Consider the following 13,029-nt stretch of genomic DNA (forward strand, 5'->3'; position numbering starts at 1 on the left):
TCAAGCTGCTTACCTGGTCTGTGGCAACACCAGCACTTCCACGCCGCTTGCCGCATCGCTCTGGTGATACACCGTCTCTGTCGCCTTCACGAAATCGCTCGGCTTTGCCTTGGAGATATCCATGAAGGTCTGAGGATTGCGATCCACCAGCGGGAACCACGAACTCTGTACCTGCACCATGATGCGATGGCCCTTCAGGAAGGTGTGGTTCACATCCTGCATCGTAAAGTTCACCGTCGCGACCTTGCCCGGCGTCAGGGCCTTCGGCTCCGTCCACGAGTCACGATACTTCGCTCGGAATGGTTCGCCACGCACCAGCATCTGGTAGCCCTGCAAAAAGATCTCCGGCGCCTGCGAACGCTTGCTGTTCACCGGCAACTCTTCGTTCGTCTTGTAGTCCTCGGGGAAGACGTCGATGAGCTTCACCACGAAGTCCGAGTCCGTACCCGTAGACGCGATCTTCAACCGCGGCGACACCGGGCCGGCGATCGTAATATCCTCCGTCAGCGGCTCGGTCTCATACGCGATCACATCGCCACGCGTCAGCGCAAAACGCTGATCATCATCCATGTAACGCTGCGGCACGTCGGCGCCCGTAACGTAAGCCGTAAACGGCACAGGATGCGCGGGATCGCTGACATAGCTATCGCTGCTGACCTTCTCCTTCGGAGCGCTCCAGGCGAGCCCGCCACCGGGCTGGAAGTAAAGCGTCTTCGCCACAGCCCCCTGCGGAGGCCACGCTGCATACTTGCGCCAGACGTTCGAGCCCGTCTCAAACACATACGCCTTTGGCAGACCGTCCCACGGCTTGTCCTTCAGATAATGCTCAAAGAACGGCGCTTCAATCTGCTCGCGGTAGAAGACTCCCGTCTTCGCGCCAAATGCGATATCGCCAAGACGCGAGCCATCGCTGCGCGCCCATCCACCGTGCACCCACGGGCCTTCCACCAGCGTGTTCGCAGCGGCCTCAGGGCTCTGCTTCGCGATGGAGTGGAAGACATGCACCGGCCCAGCAAGGTCCTCTGCGTCAAACCATCCACCGACGTTCATCACCGCCGCCTTCACGCCGTGCATGTGGCTGCCAATGTCGCGCGCCTGCCAGTACGGGCCGTAAGCCGTGTGCGTCACCTGGTCGTGGAAGTAAGCGTTCGTGCCTCCAGCGGGCGAGTCGAGGTTCGCGATCGTACCCATGCGCAGGTAGTACTGATACATGTCCTGCGTCGGAAAGTCGAAGGTCGGCGGCTCGGGCTTCGTCATCGGCGTTGTCTGCGGACGAAAGAACGGCGCATAGAACGAGTGGTTCGCGCTCAGCATGAACGCTCCACCGTGATACGCATCATCGCCCATCCAGAGGTCGATGATCGGCGCCTGCGGGCTCGCCGCCTTAATCGCCGGGTTGGAGTCTACGATGCTCGCTGCCGTGTAGAAGCCGCCGTAGCTGATGCCCATGATGCCAACGCGACCGTTGTTGTTCGGCACGTTCTTCAGCAGCCAATCAACCGTGTCGGACATATCGGTCGACTCATCAATGCCCTTGCCATCATGCGACGGCGTCATCTCCTGCCACGTGCCTTCGCTGGCCCAGCGGCCGCGCACATCTTCGCAGACAAGGATGTAGCCCGAGCGGAGCAGCGCCGGGTTCGCAGTGACATGAGGAATCTCCTTCGTGCCACCGTAGTCGCCACAGCTGTACGGCGTCTTCGTGATGAGGATCGGATAAGGGCCCTTGTCCGTGAAGCCATCCTTCGGCGCCCATACCTTCACATACATCTTCGCGCCGTCGCGCATCGGAATGCGGTACTCGTGTTTGTCCGCATGCGCGCTGAAAAACGTCACCGCTTCGCGCGCAGGATCGCTCGCCGGCTGCTGCGCCATCCCCATAGAACTCACTGCCACTAACGCCAATCCGCCACGCCACAAACGCATCCGCTTCGTTCTCCTCAGAACCGCTTTCATTTGCGATACTAATCGCGTGAAGCGCGCCCTCTGCAAACTGTTTTTCCTGCTGGCCACCTCTGCGCCAGCCTTTGCGCAGGCCGAGGATCCCGGCTACACACTGCACGTCTACACCGACCGCATCCAGTTCGCTGCGTTGATCCTCGATAAGGACGCGCAGCCGCTGGAACATCTGCGGCGGGAAGACATCGATCTCTCGCTCGACTCCGGCAAGTCGTTTCATCCCACCGACCTGCGAGTGGAGGGTGACGATCCGATGGAACTTGCGGTGCTGCTGGAAGATGCCAACTCGCAAACTCCCTTCCTCAACGCCTTCATCGAGCAGTTCGCAGCACTTGCTCCCACGCTGCTGAAGCCTCAGGACAGCCTGCGCATCTTCGCGGTCGACTGCTCCGTCTTTGAGACACAACCGTCGTTCAGCAACCCCACCGCAGCGCAGATCAATAGCCTGATCGGCCAGCTTCGACACCGCGAAGGGTTTCACCCCGCGAACGGCAAACGCGACTGCCACGCTCGCTTGCCTCTCCGCGACGCAGAGCTGACAATCGCCTCCTGGCTTCAACACCAGCCGGGTCGTCGCGTTCTGCTTGTCGTCTCTCAGGGCGACGATGGCCGGAGCAAATCCGATGCATCCACCGTGCGGGACTTCTTAGCCACCAGCGGAATCGCCGTCGTCGGCGTTCGCGATCGCGTTCACTTCTGGATGAACAACCGTGGGCTGCCGTTCTCGCTGCAGACCCTGAACGCGCCGCATGCCTACGCTACCGACGGGATGAACGATGAGCTCGATCAGCTTGCTGCCGGCACGGGCGGGTTCGTCATGGCGAGCGAACCGGACGTCCTCGGCGCCGACATCAGCGAGATCTTCCGCCTGCTCCGCGCACGCTACATCGTCAGCTATCCCCGGCCACATCGCGACGTCGCCGGCGTGCACCACATCGAGATCGCGACACGTGGCGGCTATACGGTTCGCATCACCGGCGCCACGGCGCCGCTCGTCACTAAAGAGCAACTCGAAGACCCGAACGCCGTACCCAGCGCAGACTCTCCCGCGATCTACGGTAAGCGCAAACCTCTGCGCTAAGCCCATCGCGCAGGATGCTCGTTGCTACGCTTCGACAGCGATCGCTCGCTCACGCCCTACCAGACGTAGGATCAAGCGTTCAAGCACAAGGCGCTTGTCAGGGGGGCTCGAACGCAACTCGATGTCCGCCTTCGCAATCCAGCGCAGGCCGCGACGCAACTCCGCGCGGTCACGATAACGCCTCGCCTGTGCGATCAACTGGTCGGCAGCGAACGGAGCGACACGGAAGCCCGGCCACAGCACCTGCCACATCGCACGCTGGTCCGTCACGCGATTCTCATTCAACACCAGCATCTGCCGGTACGTCTTCGCGAGCGTGAACACGTGCCCGATGGCCGCATCATCACCGCCTTCCGAAGCATTCAACAGGCCATGCAGCAACGCCAGAGCGCGCGGAGCATCCTTCTGGCTGATCGCATCGGTGAGTTCGTATACGCCGCGCTGCTTGGCCGCCGACACCATCTCCTCAATGTCCGGCACGTCCAGCTTCTGCTTGCCCTGCGCGCCGGCAAACAGCGTCAGCTTCTCCACCTCGCTCTCGATCGCGAGCATGTCTGCGCCCAGCGAATCGACAAGCTCATGCGCAGCGTCTGCGCTGAACTCCACACCCTTCGCCTGCGACGCGCGCTGCACCCAGGTCGTTGCATCTTCAGCGCTCACGCGCTGCAACTCGATCACGCCACAACCGTCGCCGAGCGTCTCGCGGATCTTCTCCGCGCGCTCCTTCTCGGTCATGTCCATGCGGCGCAGATCCTGCGGCAACGAAATATGGTCCGCCACAAACACAAGGAGAGCGCCGGGGTTCGGCCTGCGGAAGTATTCGTCCAACGCCTTGAACTCTTCCTTCTTCTGCCCACGCCCGTAAAGTGACTTCAAGTTGCGAATGAACAGCACCTGAAACGGAGCCATCAGCGACGGCGTCTGTGCCAGATCCAGCGCATCGAAGATCGTCATCTCGCTGGAAAGATCGATGTCATGCAGCGAGAACTCGCGCTGCTCGCGTGGCAGCAACGCGTCCAGCAAGCCGCGGCGCGCGCGCTGCTGCAGATACGCCTCATCGCCGAGCAACACATAACCCGCGCGGCGCGCATCGCCAGCCACCTCTGCCAGGAAGCGGTCTACCGCCGCAAAACTCTTGAGGCCCTTTGTAATCTCCATCGTCACAACCCTTACTTGAAGCTCTCGAGCAAGTCGCTTACGAGCGCCTGCGCAAAATCATGTCCAATGCGTCGCACCGCCGCCGAGTCTTCCTGCACGAAGCTCGAAAGATCCTGCGTCGATTGATACTGCTCGTGCCAACCGAACGCGTTGTTGCGATAGAGCACATGACCATCGCGCCCTTTCACCTCCACACTCGCCACGATCGTCACAAGATAACTCGACGTCTGTCCGCTGTTCGGGTCATACGTCAGTGGGGCCACGGTCTCCTGCTCAATCGTCCCACGCAGCACTGCGTCGCCCTCTGCACCGTCGAAGGTGCCATCACCGCTCGAGGTCAACACGCGATAACGTGTGCGTGTGTTCAGCTCGCGCACAACAGCCTCAGTAAACACGCTCTCCGTGCGATAAGACTGCACCTTCGTGCGAAACACCGGCACCGCGATCGTCTGCACGCCCGCAGGCAAACGCGTCGCCGCGCCTACCTGGTGATAGCCGCATCCGGTGATCATCAGCAGCGCCGCTCCAACCGCTGCAAGAAGACTCTTCTTCGCCACGCTTACTCCTTCACCACGTTCACGTAGTACTCGTCCGTATCTACGCCAAACGCGTCCTTGCTCTTCGTCCAAGGCATGGACTTCCACTCACCCGCCACCGGCGTGATCACGTTCCAATGCGCGGCATCGCCCACCTTGATCGGCATAGCGAACTTCGCTTCTTCTGCCTTATAGCGATAGCTCACCTTGCCGTCAGCAAACTTCAACTCCAACGCAGGCGCAGCCGCGTGGCGCAGGTACTCCGCGAAGAACGGCTTCAACTCCATGCCCGTGCGCTTCGACCACCACGCCACTACATCGTCCGTCGTGATCTGCTGATATTTGAACTGCTGATAGAAGTCGTGAATGTCGGCGAACCACTTCGCGTCATCGCCCACCATCGAGCGCAGCGTGTTGATCATCAATGCGCCTTTGAAGTACTGGTCCTGCGGAGGCTCCGCGTTCACGCCGCACGGCGGAATGATCGGCCGCTCGTTATGCACCTTCGGCTTCAGGCCGCCCGCATACTTCAGCATGTCAGCCTCGCCCCAGCGATACTCCACGTAGAGCAACTCGAGGTACGTTGTCCATCCTTCATGGATCCACATGTCGCACTTGTCGGCGGCCGTGATCGCGTTGCCGAACCACTCGTGTCCGCTCTCGTGGATGATGATGAAGTCGAACTTCGGCGAGATGCCGACGCCCGTCCAATCGCGCTCGTAGTAGCCGTTCGCATAGTGGTTGCCGTATGCCACCGCGCTCTGGTGCTCCATACCCGCATACGGCACATCGACGAGCTTGTAGCCGTCCTTCGCAAACGGATACTCGCCAAAGTAATGCTCATACGCATCGAGCATCTCGGGTACCTGCGCGAACTGCACCTTACTCTTCTCGAGGTTCTCGGGCAGCACGTAGAAGTCGAGTGCGGTGTTGCCGTGCTTCGGCATCGACCAGTGCACATACTCGCCAATGTTCAGCGCAACATCGTAGTTGTTGATGCCGTAGCTTACCTTCCAACGCCACTCGGTGTAGCCATCGCCGAGGTCCTTCGAGCCCACGAAGTGGCCATTGGACACATCCATCAGCCCGTTCGGCACCGCGACGTTGATCTCCATGCCTTCCTGCGGCTCATCGCGCCACTGGTCCTTGTTGGGCCACCAGGTGCTTGCACCCTCTTCTTCGCAAGCGGTCGTGATCCACGGCTTGCCCGCCTTGTCTTTGTCGAAGGAGAAGCAGCCGAAGCGCCCCTGCGTCACCGGGTGCCCGCTCCACGCGAGGGCAATGCTGTAGACCTTACCGCCCTGCAGCGTCGTCGGCGAGTCGATCCACACCTCACGCTCGTCGCGCGTCACCTTCAGCGGCTTGCCGTCCATCGTCGCGCTGTCGATCGCGAGTTGCGGCGTTAGTTCAAGCTGCACGCGCGTCGCGTCCTTCAACATACGGAAGCGCACCGTGTTCGTACCCTTGATGAACTTGTCCGTGGGATCCACGCGCAGATCGAGCCTGTAGCTCAGCAGATCGTTGTTCGCGCGAAACTCGCCGTACGGTCCACGCAGCGTGTCATCCTTCGTCGGCGGCGCCAGCGTGTCGAGCTTGCGCGCACGCTGCGCTGCCTGTGCCGAACCCGGTGTCGTGTTCGTACTGGAACCGGTCTGCGCGGCGAGCGGCAACGCGAGCGCAACGCACAAGGATGCGGAGACGAGTGAACGATTCATCTCCTCCATTGTCGTTCATTCGCACGCCTATCTTTCACCAATAAAATGCACGCCTGAGGCTCCGCCGTTGAAATCCTGCGCGTACACCACCACAGCATAGCCGCCGGCCTCTAAGGTATCGACCCCACCGTCCTGCACGAGAACAGGCCGTGGAGTTGTATCGTTCTTGAAGCGCGTTCCGACGAGCCAAACGCCGCTTCCGTCAGCAGCCTGACCGGTTGTGCTGGCAGTGATAATGTAGCCCTTCGCAGCCAGTCCTTTCACCGCGTCCGAGACGGTGCCAAGCGTCGCTGTAATCACGTCGGTTTCGTACTGGCCGGTTGCGTCTCCCGCCCACGCATACGCGAAGTAGGTCACGTTAGAACCCACGAGATAGAACGCTGTGATCACGCGGCCATTCAGTGCCTCTTGCGCTGCCGCCATGGGAAACGCTGACAGGCTGACTGTCTGCTCCGATCGTGTATACGGTGCCCCCTGCGAATCATAGCGATAGCTGTAAGCGGCAAAAGAGCTGTAGGTCGACGGGACCTGAACCGACGACACGATCGCGTGAGAATCCGTCGCTGCGGGCAGCGTGGCACCAAAGGGATCCGAAAGAGTCGCGTCAAGTTGTGCGAGTGCAGCCACGCTGTACACAGTGCGCACCGTGCTCGAAAGCCCCATCAGTTGATACGCCCACGTGCATGCGTTATTGCCGATTTGAAGGGGCGTGCCGAAGCCACCGTAGCTGTAAGCGATGGCGCCTCCTCCAGGCACAGGACAGCCAATCGGAAGTGGGACGCCACCTGCAGCCACGGAATACCCATTCACAGTCTCCGCCGACCCCACCGAGCCAAACCGAAGATCACCCGCAGCAGGCGCTCGTGCCGTGACGTGGAGGTGAGCAACGTTACTTGTGAGGCTGGTGTTCCCTCCGCTTACCTGCACTGAGAAGCTGCCACCATCATCTGCATAAGCCGTAACAGGGGTGGAGTAGCTGCTCGACGTTGCGCCAGCTATAGCGACTCCAGCCTTCATCCACTGATATTGAAAGGGAGACTGACCTCCGGCAACGACCGTAAAGGTGGCGGGCAGCCCCATCGGAACGCTGACATCCGCTGGCTGCTTCGTGATCACCAGCTGCAACGCCGGGTCGGACGCGCCAGAGGATGCGCTTCCCCCACAGCCAGCGAGGACAAGCGGTACCGCAAGCAGATAGAAAAGCCGCCAGCAAGCTCTTGGGCGCGTCAACATCGTTCCTCCTGAGGGAACCGTCGTAGACCAACTATGCCACAACCGCGTTGCCACAAAAAGAAGAAAGGCGATCCGAAGATCGCCTTTGCTTCCTATGCTTCCGGCCTGCGTTTATGCAGGATTGTGTGCACTCTCACCGAAGCCCGGCGTGCGTCCGCCGCCACCTGGCTTCAGCACTTCCTGCGTATCGTTGTCGCCGCCTGCAGAGGCCAGAGCCGACTTCACCGGCGGCAGTTCCTTGCCAGCGATGATCAACTCGATCTCGTGCGCGTCCAACGTCTCGCGGTCCAGCAGGGCGTTCGACATGCGGTGCATGATGTCGTGGTTCGAGTTCAGGATGTCGTAAGCGCTCTTGTACGCTTCATCCACAAACCGCTTCACCTCGGCATCGATCTGGCGTGCCGTCTCGTCCGAGAAGTCGCGCGACTGGCCGATATCGCGGCCCAGGAACACTTCCTGCTCGCCCTTCTTGCCGAACGACATCGGGCCGAGTGCGCTCATGCCCCACTCGCAAACCATCGCACGTGCCAGAGACGTGGCGCGCTCGATATCGCTGCTCGCGCCGGTCGTCATTTGGTTGAGGAAGATCTCCTCAGCGATGCGGCCGCCCATCATCATGGCAAGGCGCGTCTCCAGCTGATCGCGCGTCACCTGATGCTGGTCGTCCTCAGGCAGGTGCACGGTAACGCCGAGCGCCATGCCACGCGGAATGATCGTCACCTTGTGCAGCGGATGCGAATGATCGCGCAGCGCGCCGACAAGCGTATGGCCAGCTTCGTGGTACGCCGTGGTCTTCAGTTCGTCAGCGCTGCGGATCATGCTCTTGCGCTCCGCACCCATCAGCACCTTGTCCTTGGCGACCTCAAAGTCATACATGTGGACGCTCTTGCGGTTGAAGCGAGCTGCCGTCAACGCGGCCTCGTTCACCATATTCGCCAGATCAGCACCCGAGAAGCCCGGTGTGCCGCGAGCAAGAATCGGCAGGTCGACATCTTCCGACAGCGGAACCTTCTTCGCATGCACGCGCAGCACTTCTTCGCGGCCACGGATGTCCGGACGATCAACGATCACGCGGCGATCGAAACGGCCCGGGCGCAGCAGCGCAGGGTCGAGCACGTCGGGACGGTTGGTTGCGGCAATCAGGATGACGCCATCGTTCGACTCAAAGCCATCCATCTCCACCAGGAGCTGGTTCAGCGTCTGCTCGCGCTCGTCGTGTCCACCGCCGAGGCCAGCGCCACGGTGACGACCGACTGCATCGATTTCGTCGATGAAGATGATGCACGGAGCGTTCTTCTTGCCCTGCTCGAACAAGTCGCGCACGCGGCTTGCGCCGACGCCGACGAACATTTCGACGAAGTCAGAACCGGAGATCGAGAAGAACGGAACATTCGCTTCGCCAGCAACAGCGCGTGCCAGCAAGGTCTTGCCCGTGCCCGGAGGTCCGACCATCAGCACGCCCTTGGGAATGCGTCCGCCGAGGCGCTGGAACTTCTGCGCTTCACGCAGGAATTCGATGATTTCCTTCAGCTCTTCCTTGGCTTCGCTCACGCCGGCAACGTCCTTGAACGTCACCTTCTTCTGCTGCATCGAGAGCAGACGAGCGCGGTTCTTGCCAAAGCTCATCGCCTTGTTTCCGCCCGACTGCATCTGGCGCATCATAAAGAGGAACAGCGCGAGGATCACAGCGATCGGCGCGATGTTCAGTAGAACGCCCACCCACAGGTTGCCGCTCTGGTCCTTGATCGTGACGTTGACGCCGTGCTGCTGCAGGTCCTTATAAAGGTCAGGGTAGTTGGCAGGAATGGTCGTCGTGAAGGCGCCCTTGTTGTCCTTGTACTTGCCGTTGACCTCGGTGCCGTTCACGGTAACTTCCGCGATCTTGTTGGCGTCTGCGTCGGCCTGCAGAGTCGTCAGGCTGATGGCCTGGCTGCGTCCCGCGCTAATGTTCTTGGAAACGAACTGCCACACCACCAGAAGGCAAGTGACCGTAAGTACCCAGATCAGCAGATGTTTGACTGTTGAATTCAACCCGTTCCTCATTTCCCTGCTCGCGAAACCGCTGCCCTTCCGGCGCGGGTCTCGCTGGCTCCGCACTCTAGTTAGACGCCGACTGACGACGAACGGTGCGGAGGTGCAAGTCCCATCATTCTACGCCTGTCGCGTCGGCAAAATCCCGGAATTTGATGCCGCTTGCGGGGGATAAAGCGCCTCCCCCGTTCGTTTTCCGTCTGCTTCCCTCTCTGAAGACGCTGCTGCTGCCGAAATATTGTCTCGCTAACCCTGACGGCTGATCTGCAACTCTCGCGCGGAGCGCTCCACCCGCAACCCCTCACGCAACTCCAGCCTGGAGCCGATTTTGCCGAGCACGCCGGGATAGCCGCCAAATCCCGCCAGCGCGAGGATCTTCGCCGTCTCCTCCGCCGTCAGCCGATGGCCGAGCCCGCGCACCGCCGCGCGCAGCACCCGGCGACGCATCGCCGCGGGCAGTGCCTTCAGCCGCTCAATCTCCAGCGCACAGCTCGCCGAACCCACTGCGGTCGAGCTGGCCCGGCCGCCGCCGCGCACCGGTTTGCCTGGCAGCACCATCTGCCGCAGCAGCGGAGGAAGCTGATCCTGCCAGTACGCTTCCTCGTCGCGCGCCACGTCGGCCATGCCCGCCAGCAGCGCGTCGATCTGCGGGTTGAACTGCCGCAGCACCGGTAGCAAGTCATGCCGCACGCGGTTGCGCGTCAGCGATAGATCGCGGTTCGTGGAGTCCTCCCGCCAAGCCTGCCCACGCGCTTCGAGGAACTCCAAGATCTCCGCCTTGCGTACGCGCAGCAGCGGGCGGATCGTCCTCGGGCCATCGGCCTGCACTTCAGGCGCGATGCCCGCCAGCCCCTCAGTCCACGCGCCGCGCAGCAGCTTCATCAGCACGGTCTCGGCCTGATCATCAAGATGATGCGCCGTCGCGATCGCATCCACGGGCAAACCACGCAGCGCTTCATAGCGCAGATTCCGCGCCGCCTCTTCGAGGCCCTCACCCTCGTCCGCCATACGCGCAGGCGTATCGACATGCACCAGAGTCAGCGGCACACCGAGCCGCTGACAAAGCTCGCGCACAAACGCCTCATCCGCATCGGCCTCCGCGCCGCGCAACCCATGATGCACATGCGCCGCGCTCAGCTCGATGCCCAGCGACTCCTTGCGTGCGTTTGCCTCCACCATCGCCAGCAGCATTGCCGTAGAGTCCGCCCCACCCGACACCGCACAGCAAACCCGCTCGCCCTTACGCAACAACGCCGCATCCAGCGGCAGCATGATCGTTCCCTTAGCCATCGCTATCAGGGTATCGCCTTGCACGCGTTCTGAACGCCAATGAGTGGTAGCCTCCATGCCAGGAGAAAAGTGTGCGACTCGTAGTCAGTGGACTCAAGACGGCGAATTATCCTTTCGGAGCGATATGGGGACGCTACGTTCGCGACTTCGATCCGAGTGAACATTGCCAAAAGTGTTTAATCGGTAGCGCCGAGCCAAAAATCCACCGCACTCTCGAAGACGAGGCTCCTATTGATCTACGAGGTGACTTCCCGTACTTCTATCTTTTTGCCTGGGGCAACGGAGATCGCTCAATTTCCAACGTCCACCTACCCGTCCGCGCGCACGCAGGCGCGGTTGCAAGCATCGGTTCGATCTACGGCGTCACCTTCACGCTCTACGATGCTATTGCTCTGCGCGTGGATAGGCTCCCTGATGGCTGGAAGGGAATGAACGCCAAGTACACGAGTTGCAGAAACTTTCAGTTTGGGGTGCATGCCTTCCCGGCCAGAGTCATGGGCGAATTCAAACCAGCGCAGAAGTCTTTGCTCCAGCCAGAAGGCTGAGTTCTGCTGCCGATCAACGAGCGTCGCGCCGATATCATAAAGCGATGCCGACTCTCCGCCGCGCGACCGTAGACGATGCCTCCCTCATCACCCAGCACCGCCACCTCATGTTCGCGGACAATGACTTCACGACCGAAGAGCGCCTCAACGAGATGGACCACGCCTTCGAGCCGTGGGTGCGCGCAGCGTTGGCCGATGGCACCTACGTTGGGCTGTTCCTCGAGGAAGACAGCCGCGTGCTCTCCGGCGGCGGCGTCTATCTCATGCCCTTCCCGCCGCACTGGATGCACGATGAGCCGTTCCGCGCCTATCTGCTGAACTTCTATACCGCTCCTGAAGCGCGTGGGCGCGGACTTGCGAAGCAAATCCTGCAAGCCGCCGTCGATGCCGCGCACGAACTCGGTGCAAGCGTTATCACCTTGCATGCGTCGCGATTCGGCCAGCCCATCTACGAGAAATTCGGCTTCAAGCACTCAGTCGAGATGATGCTGCGGAAACAGTAGAACCCTGTTCCCTACTCCCTAAACCCTGTACCCTGCGCTACACTGGCTCTCCCATGAGCGTTTTCGTCATTCTCCCCGCCGCCGGTATCGGCACCCGCATGGCCTCCGCAGGCAATGCGCCGAAGCAGTTCCTCACCATCAAGGGTCTGCCGATCCTCGTGCACTCCGTGAAGGCATTTCTCGCCGTGCCGCGCGTCTCGGGCGTCTACCTCGCCGTGCGCGAGAGTGAGAAGCCACGCATGAACGAACTGCTCACCGAGCACGGCCTCACCGACCGCGTCCACGTCGTCACCGGCGGGGACACGCGTCAGGATTCGGTCGCCAACGCGCTCGCCGCGCTGCCCTCGAGCTCGGACGACGACATCGTGCTCGTGCATGATGCGGTGCGTCCGCTGATCGATGCTGCTACGGTCACCAAGACGATCGAAGCGATCGAAAAGCACGGCGCGGCGATCGTCGGCATGCCCGCGATCGACACGATCAAGCAGGTGGAGAAGACAGCCGACGGCGCGCTCATCACCGCGACCATTCCGCGCGAAATTATCGTCCATGCGCAAACGCCGCAGGGCGCGCGTGTGCCGCTCATGCGCAAGGCGTTCGACGAAGCCGCACGCGATGAATTCCAAGGCACGGACGAGTCATCGCTGCTCGAGCGCGCTGGCGTATCGGTGATGGTCGTGCCGGGCTCCTCTCGCAATTTCAAAGTCACGCAGCCGGGCGATCTTGAGGTGGCTGAGTTTTATCTCGCGGGGTAAAGCGAGGGTTTAGGCAAAGGGATTAGCCGACTCGTCAGGGTCGGCTTCCTTTTTGCACTGTCATCCTGAGCATCGCGAGGGATCTGCTTGTCGCTTGTTTCGGTACGCCCGCAAGTGAGGCACGGCAGCCGTAGCGTCCCTTCGCGTCCTTCGCGCTCTTTGCGTCGAAGCTCTTCGCTTGAGATCTCCTCCACTGCACGGAGAAAGCCCTGACGCAAAGAGC

11 protein-coding genes are annotated in these 13,029 nt (G+C 61.3%); 4 read left to right on the plus strand and 7 right to left on the minus strand.

Annotation, left to right across the window (positions count from 1 at the left end):
* Positions 1 to 9 precede the first annotated feature (9 nt).
* Positions 10 to 1,926: a CocE/NonD family hydrolase gene (locus OHL11_RS09180; RefSeq protein ID WP_263371187.1), complete on the minus strand. Its 1,917-nt coding sequence runs from the start codon at positions 1,924 to 1,926 to the stop codon at positions 10 to 12.
* Positions 1,927 to 1,972: 46 nt separating this feature from the next.
* Between OHL11_RS09180 and OHL11_RS09185 the strand changes: the two genes are divergently transcribed.
* Positions 1,973 to 3,040 (plus strand): vWA domain-containing protein, encoded by a 1,068-nt coding sequence (locus OHL11_RS09185; protein ID WP_263371188.1) that lies wholly within the window; start codon positions 1,973 to 1,975, stop codon positions 3,038 to 3,040.
* Between the two features lie 24 nt (positions 3,041 to 3,064).
* Here the strand turns inward: OHL11_RS09185 and holA are convergent, their stop codons facing one another.
* The 6 genes from holA to tilS form a co-directional block, all read right to left on the minus strand.
* Positions 3,065 to 4,198 carry a DNA polymerase III subunit delta gene (gene holA, locus OHL11_RS09190; RefSeq protein ID WP_263371189.1) on the minus strand — a complete coding sequence of 378 codons (1,134 nt, stop codon included), beginning with the start codon at positions 4,196 to 4,198 and terminating at the stop codon, positions 3,065 to 3,067.
* Positions 4,199 to 4,209: 11 nt separating this feature from the next.
* Positions 4,210 to 4,755, minus strand: coding sequence for an LPS assembly lipoprotein LptE (lptE, locus tag OHL11_RS09195; RefSeq protein ID WP_263371190.1), 546 nt, complete (start codon positions 4,753 to 4,755; stop codon positions 4,210 to 4,212).
* A gap of 2 nt (positions 4,756 to 4,757) precedes the next feature.
* Complete coding sequence (locus tag OHL11_RS09200) at positions 4,758 to 6,449, minus strand: M1 family metallopeptidase (protein ID WP_263371191.1); 1,692 nt, start codon at positions 6,447 to 6,449, stop codon at positions 4,758 to 4,760.
* Positions 6,450 to 6,476: 27 nt separating this feature from the next.
* Positions 6,477 to 7,682, minus strand: coding sequence for an immunoglobulin domain-containing family protein (locus OHL11_RS09205; RefSeq protein WP_263371192.1), 1,206 nt, complete (start codon positions 7,680 to 7,682; stop codon positions 6,477 to 6,479).
* Between the two features lie 111 nt (positions 7,683 to 7,793).
* Complete coding sequence (gene ftsH, locus OHL11_RS09210) at positions 7,794 to 9,713, minus strand: ATP-dependent zinc metalloprotease FtsH (RefSeq protein ID WP_263371193.1); 1,920 nt, start codon at positions 9,711 to 9,713, stop codon at positions 7,794 to 7,796.
* A 246-nt stretch (positions 9,714 to 9,959) separates the two neighbouring features.
* The gene (gene tilS, locus OHL11_RS09215; RefSeq protein ID WP_263371194.1) at positions 9,960 to 11,003 is read right to left on the minus strand and encodes a tRNA lysidine(34) synthetase TilS; all 1,044 of its coding nucleotides are present in this window, start codon (positions 11,001 to 11,003) and stop codon (positions 9,960 to 9,962) included.
* A gap of 71 nt (positions 11,004 to 11,074) precedes the next feature.
* Here tilS and OHL11_RS09220 point away from each other — a divergent pair, with 71 nt between their 5' ends.
* Genes OHL11_RS09220 through ispD form a run of 3 tightly spaced genes read left to right on the plus strand, consistent with a single transcriptional unit; the run spans position 11,075 to position 12,806 of the window.
* A complete protein-coding gene (locus OHL11_RS09220; RefSeq protein ID WP_263371195.1) occupies positions 11,075 to 11,548 on the plus strand; it encodes a hypothetical protein in 474 nt (157 codons plus the stop codon).
* Positions 11,549 to 11,592: 44 nt separating this feature from the next.
* Positions 11,593 to 12,051, plus strand: coding sequence for a GNAT family N-acetyltransferase (locus OHL11_RS09225; RefSeq protein ID WP_263371196.1), 459 nt, complete (start codon positions 11,593 to 11,595; stop codon positions 12,049 to 12,051).
* A gap of 53 nt (positions 12,052 to 12,104) precedes the next feature.
* Positions 12,105 to 12,806 carry a 2-C-methyl-D-erythritol 4-phosphate cytidylyltransferase gene (gene ispD, locus OHL11_RS09230; protein ID WP_263371197.1) on the plus strand — a complete coding sequence of 234 codons (702 nt, stop codon included), beginning with the start codon at positions 12,105 to 12,107 and terminating at the stop codon, positions 12,804 to 12,806.
* Positions 12,807 to 13,029 lie beyond the last annotated feature (223 nt).

The sequence above is a fragment of the Granulicella cerasi genome, assembly GCF_025685575.1.
GTDB classification, from domain to species: domain Bacteria; phylum Acidobacteriota; class Terriglobia; order Terriglobales; family Acidobacteriaceae; genus Granulicella; species Granulicella cerasi.

Coding starts and splice junctions, on each gene's coding strand:
- OHL11_RS09180 (WP_263371187.1), bottom strand. CDS start 1,926: ATGCGTTTGTGGCGTGGCGGATTGGCGTTAGTGGCAGTGAGTTCTATG.
- holA (WP_263371189.1), bottom strand. CDS start 4,198: ATGGAGATTACAAAGGGCCTCAAGAGTTTTGCGGCGGTAGACCGCTTC.
- OHL11_RS09200 (WP_263371191.1), bottom strand. CDS start 6,449: ATGAATCGTTCACTCGTCTCCGCATCCTTGTGCGTTGCGCTCGCGTTG.
- OHL11_RS09205 (WP_263371192.1), bottom strand. CDS start 7,682: ATGTTGACGCGCCCAAGAGCTTGCTGGCGGCTTTTCTATCTGCTTGCG.
- tilS (WP_263371194.1), bottom strand. CDS start 11,003: ATGGCTAAGGGAACGATCATGCTGCCGCTGGATGCGGCGTTGTTGCGT.
- OHL11_RS09225 (WP_263371196.1), top strand. CDS start 11,593: ATGCCGACTCTCCGCCGCGCGACCGTAGACGATGCCTCCCTCATCACC.
- ispD (WP_263371197.1), top strand. CDS start 12,105: ATGAGCGTTTTCGTCATTCTCCCCGCCGCCGGTATCGGCACCCGCATG.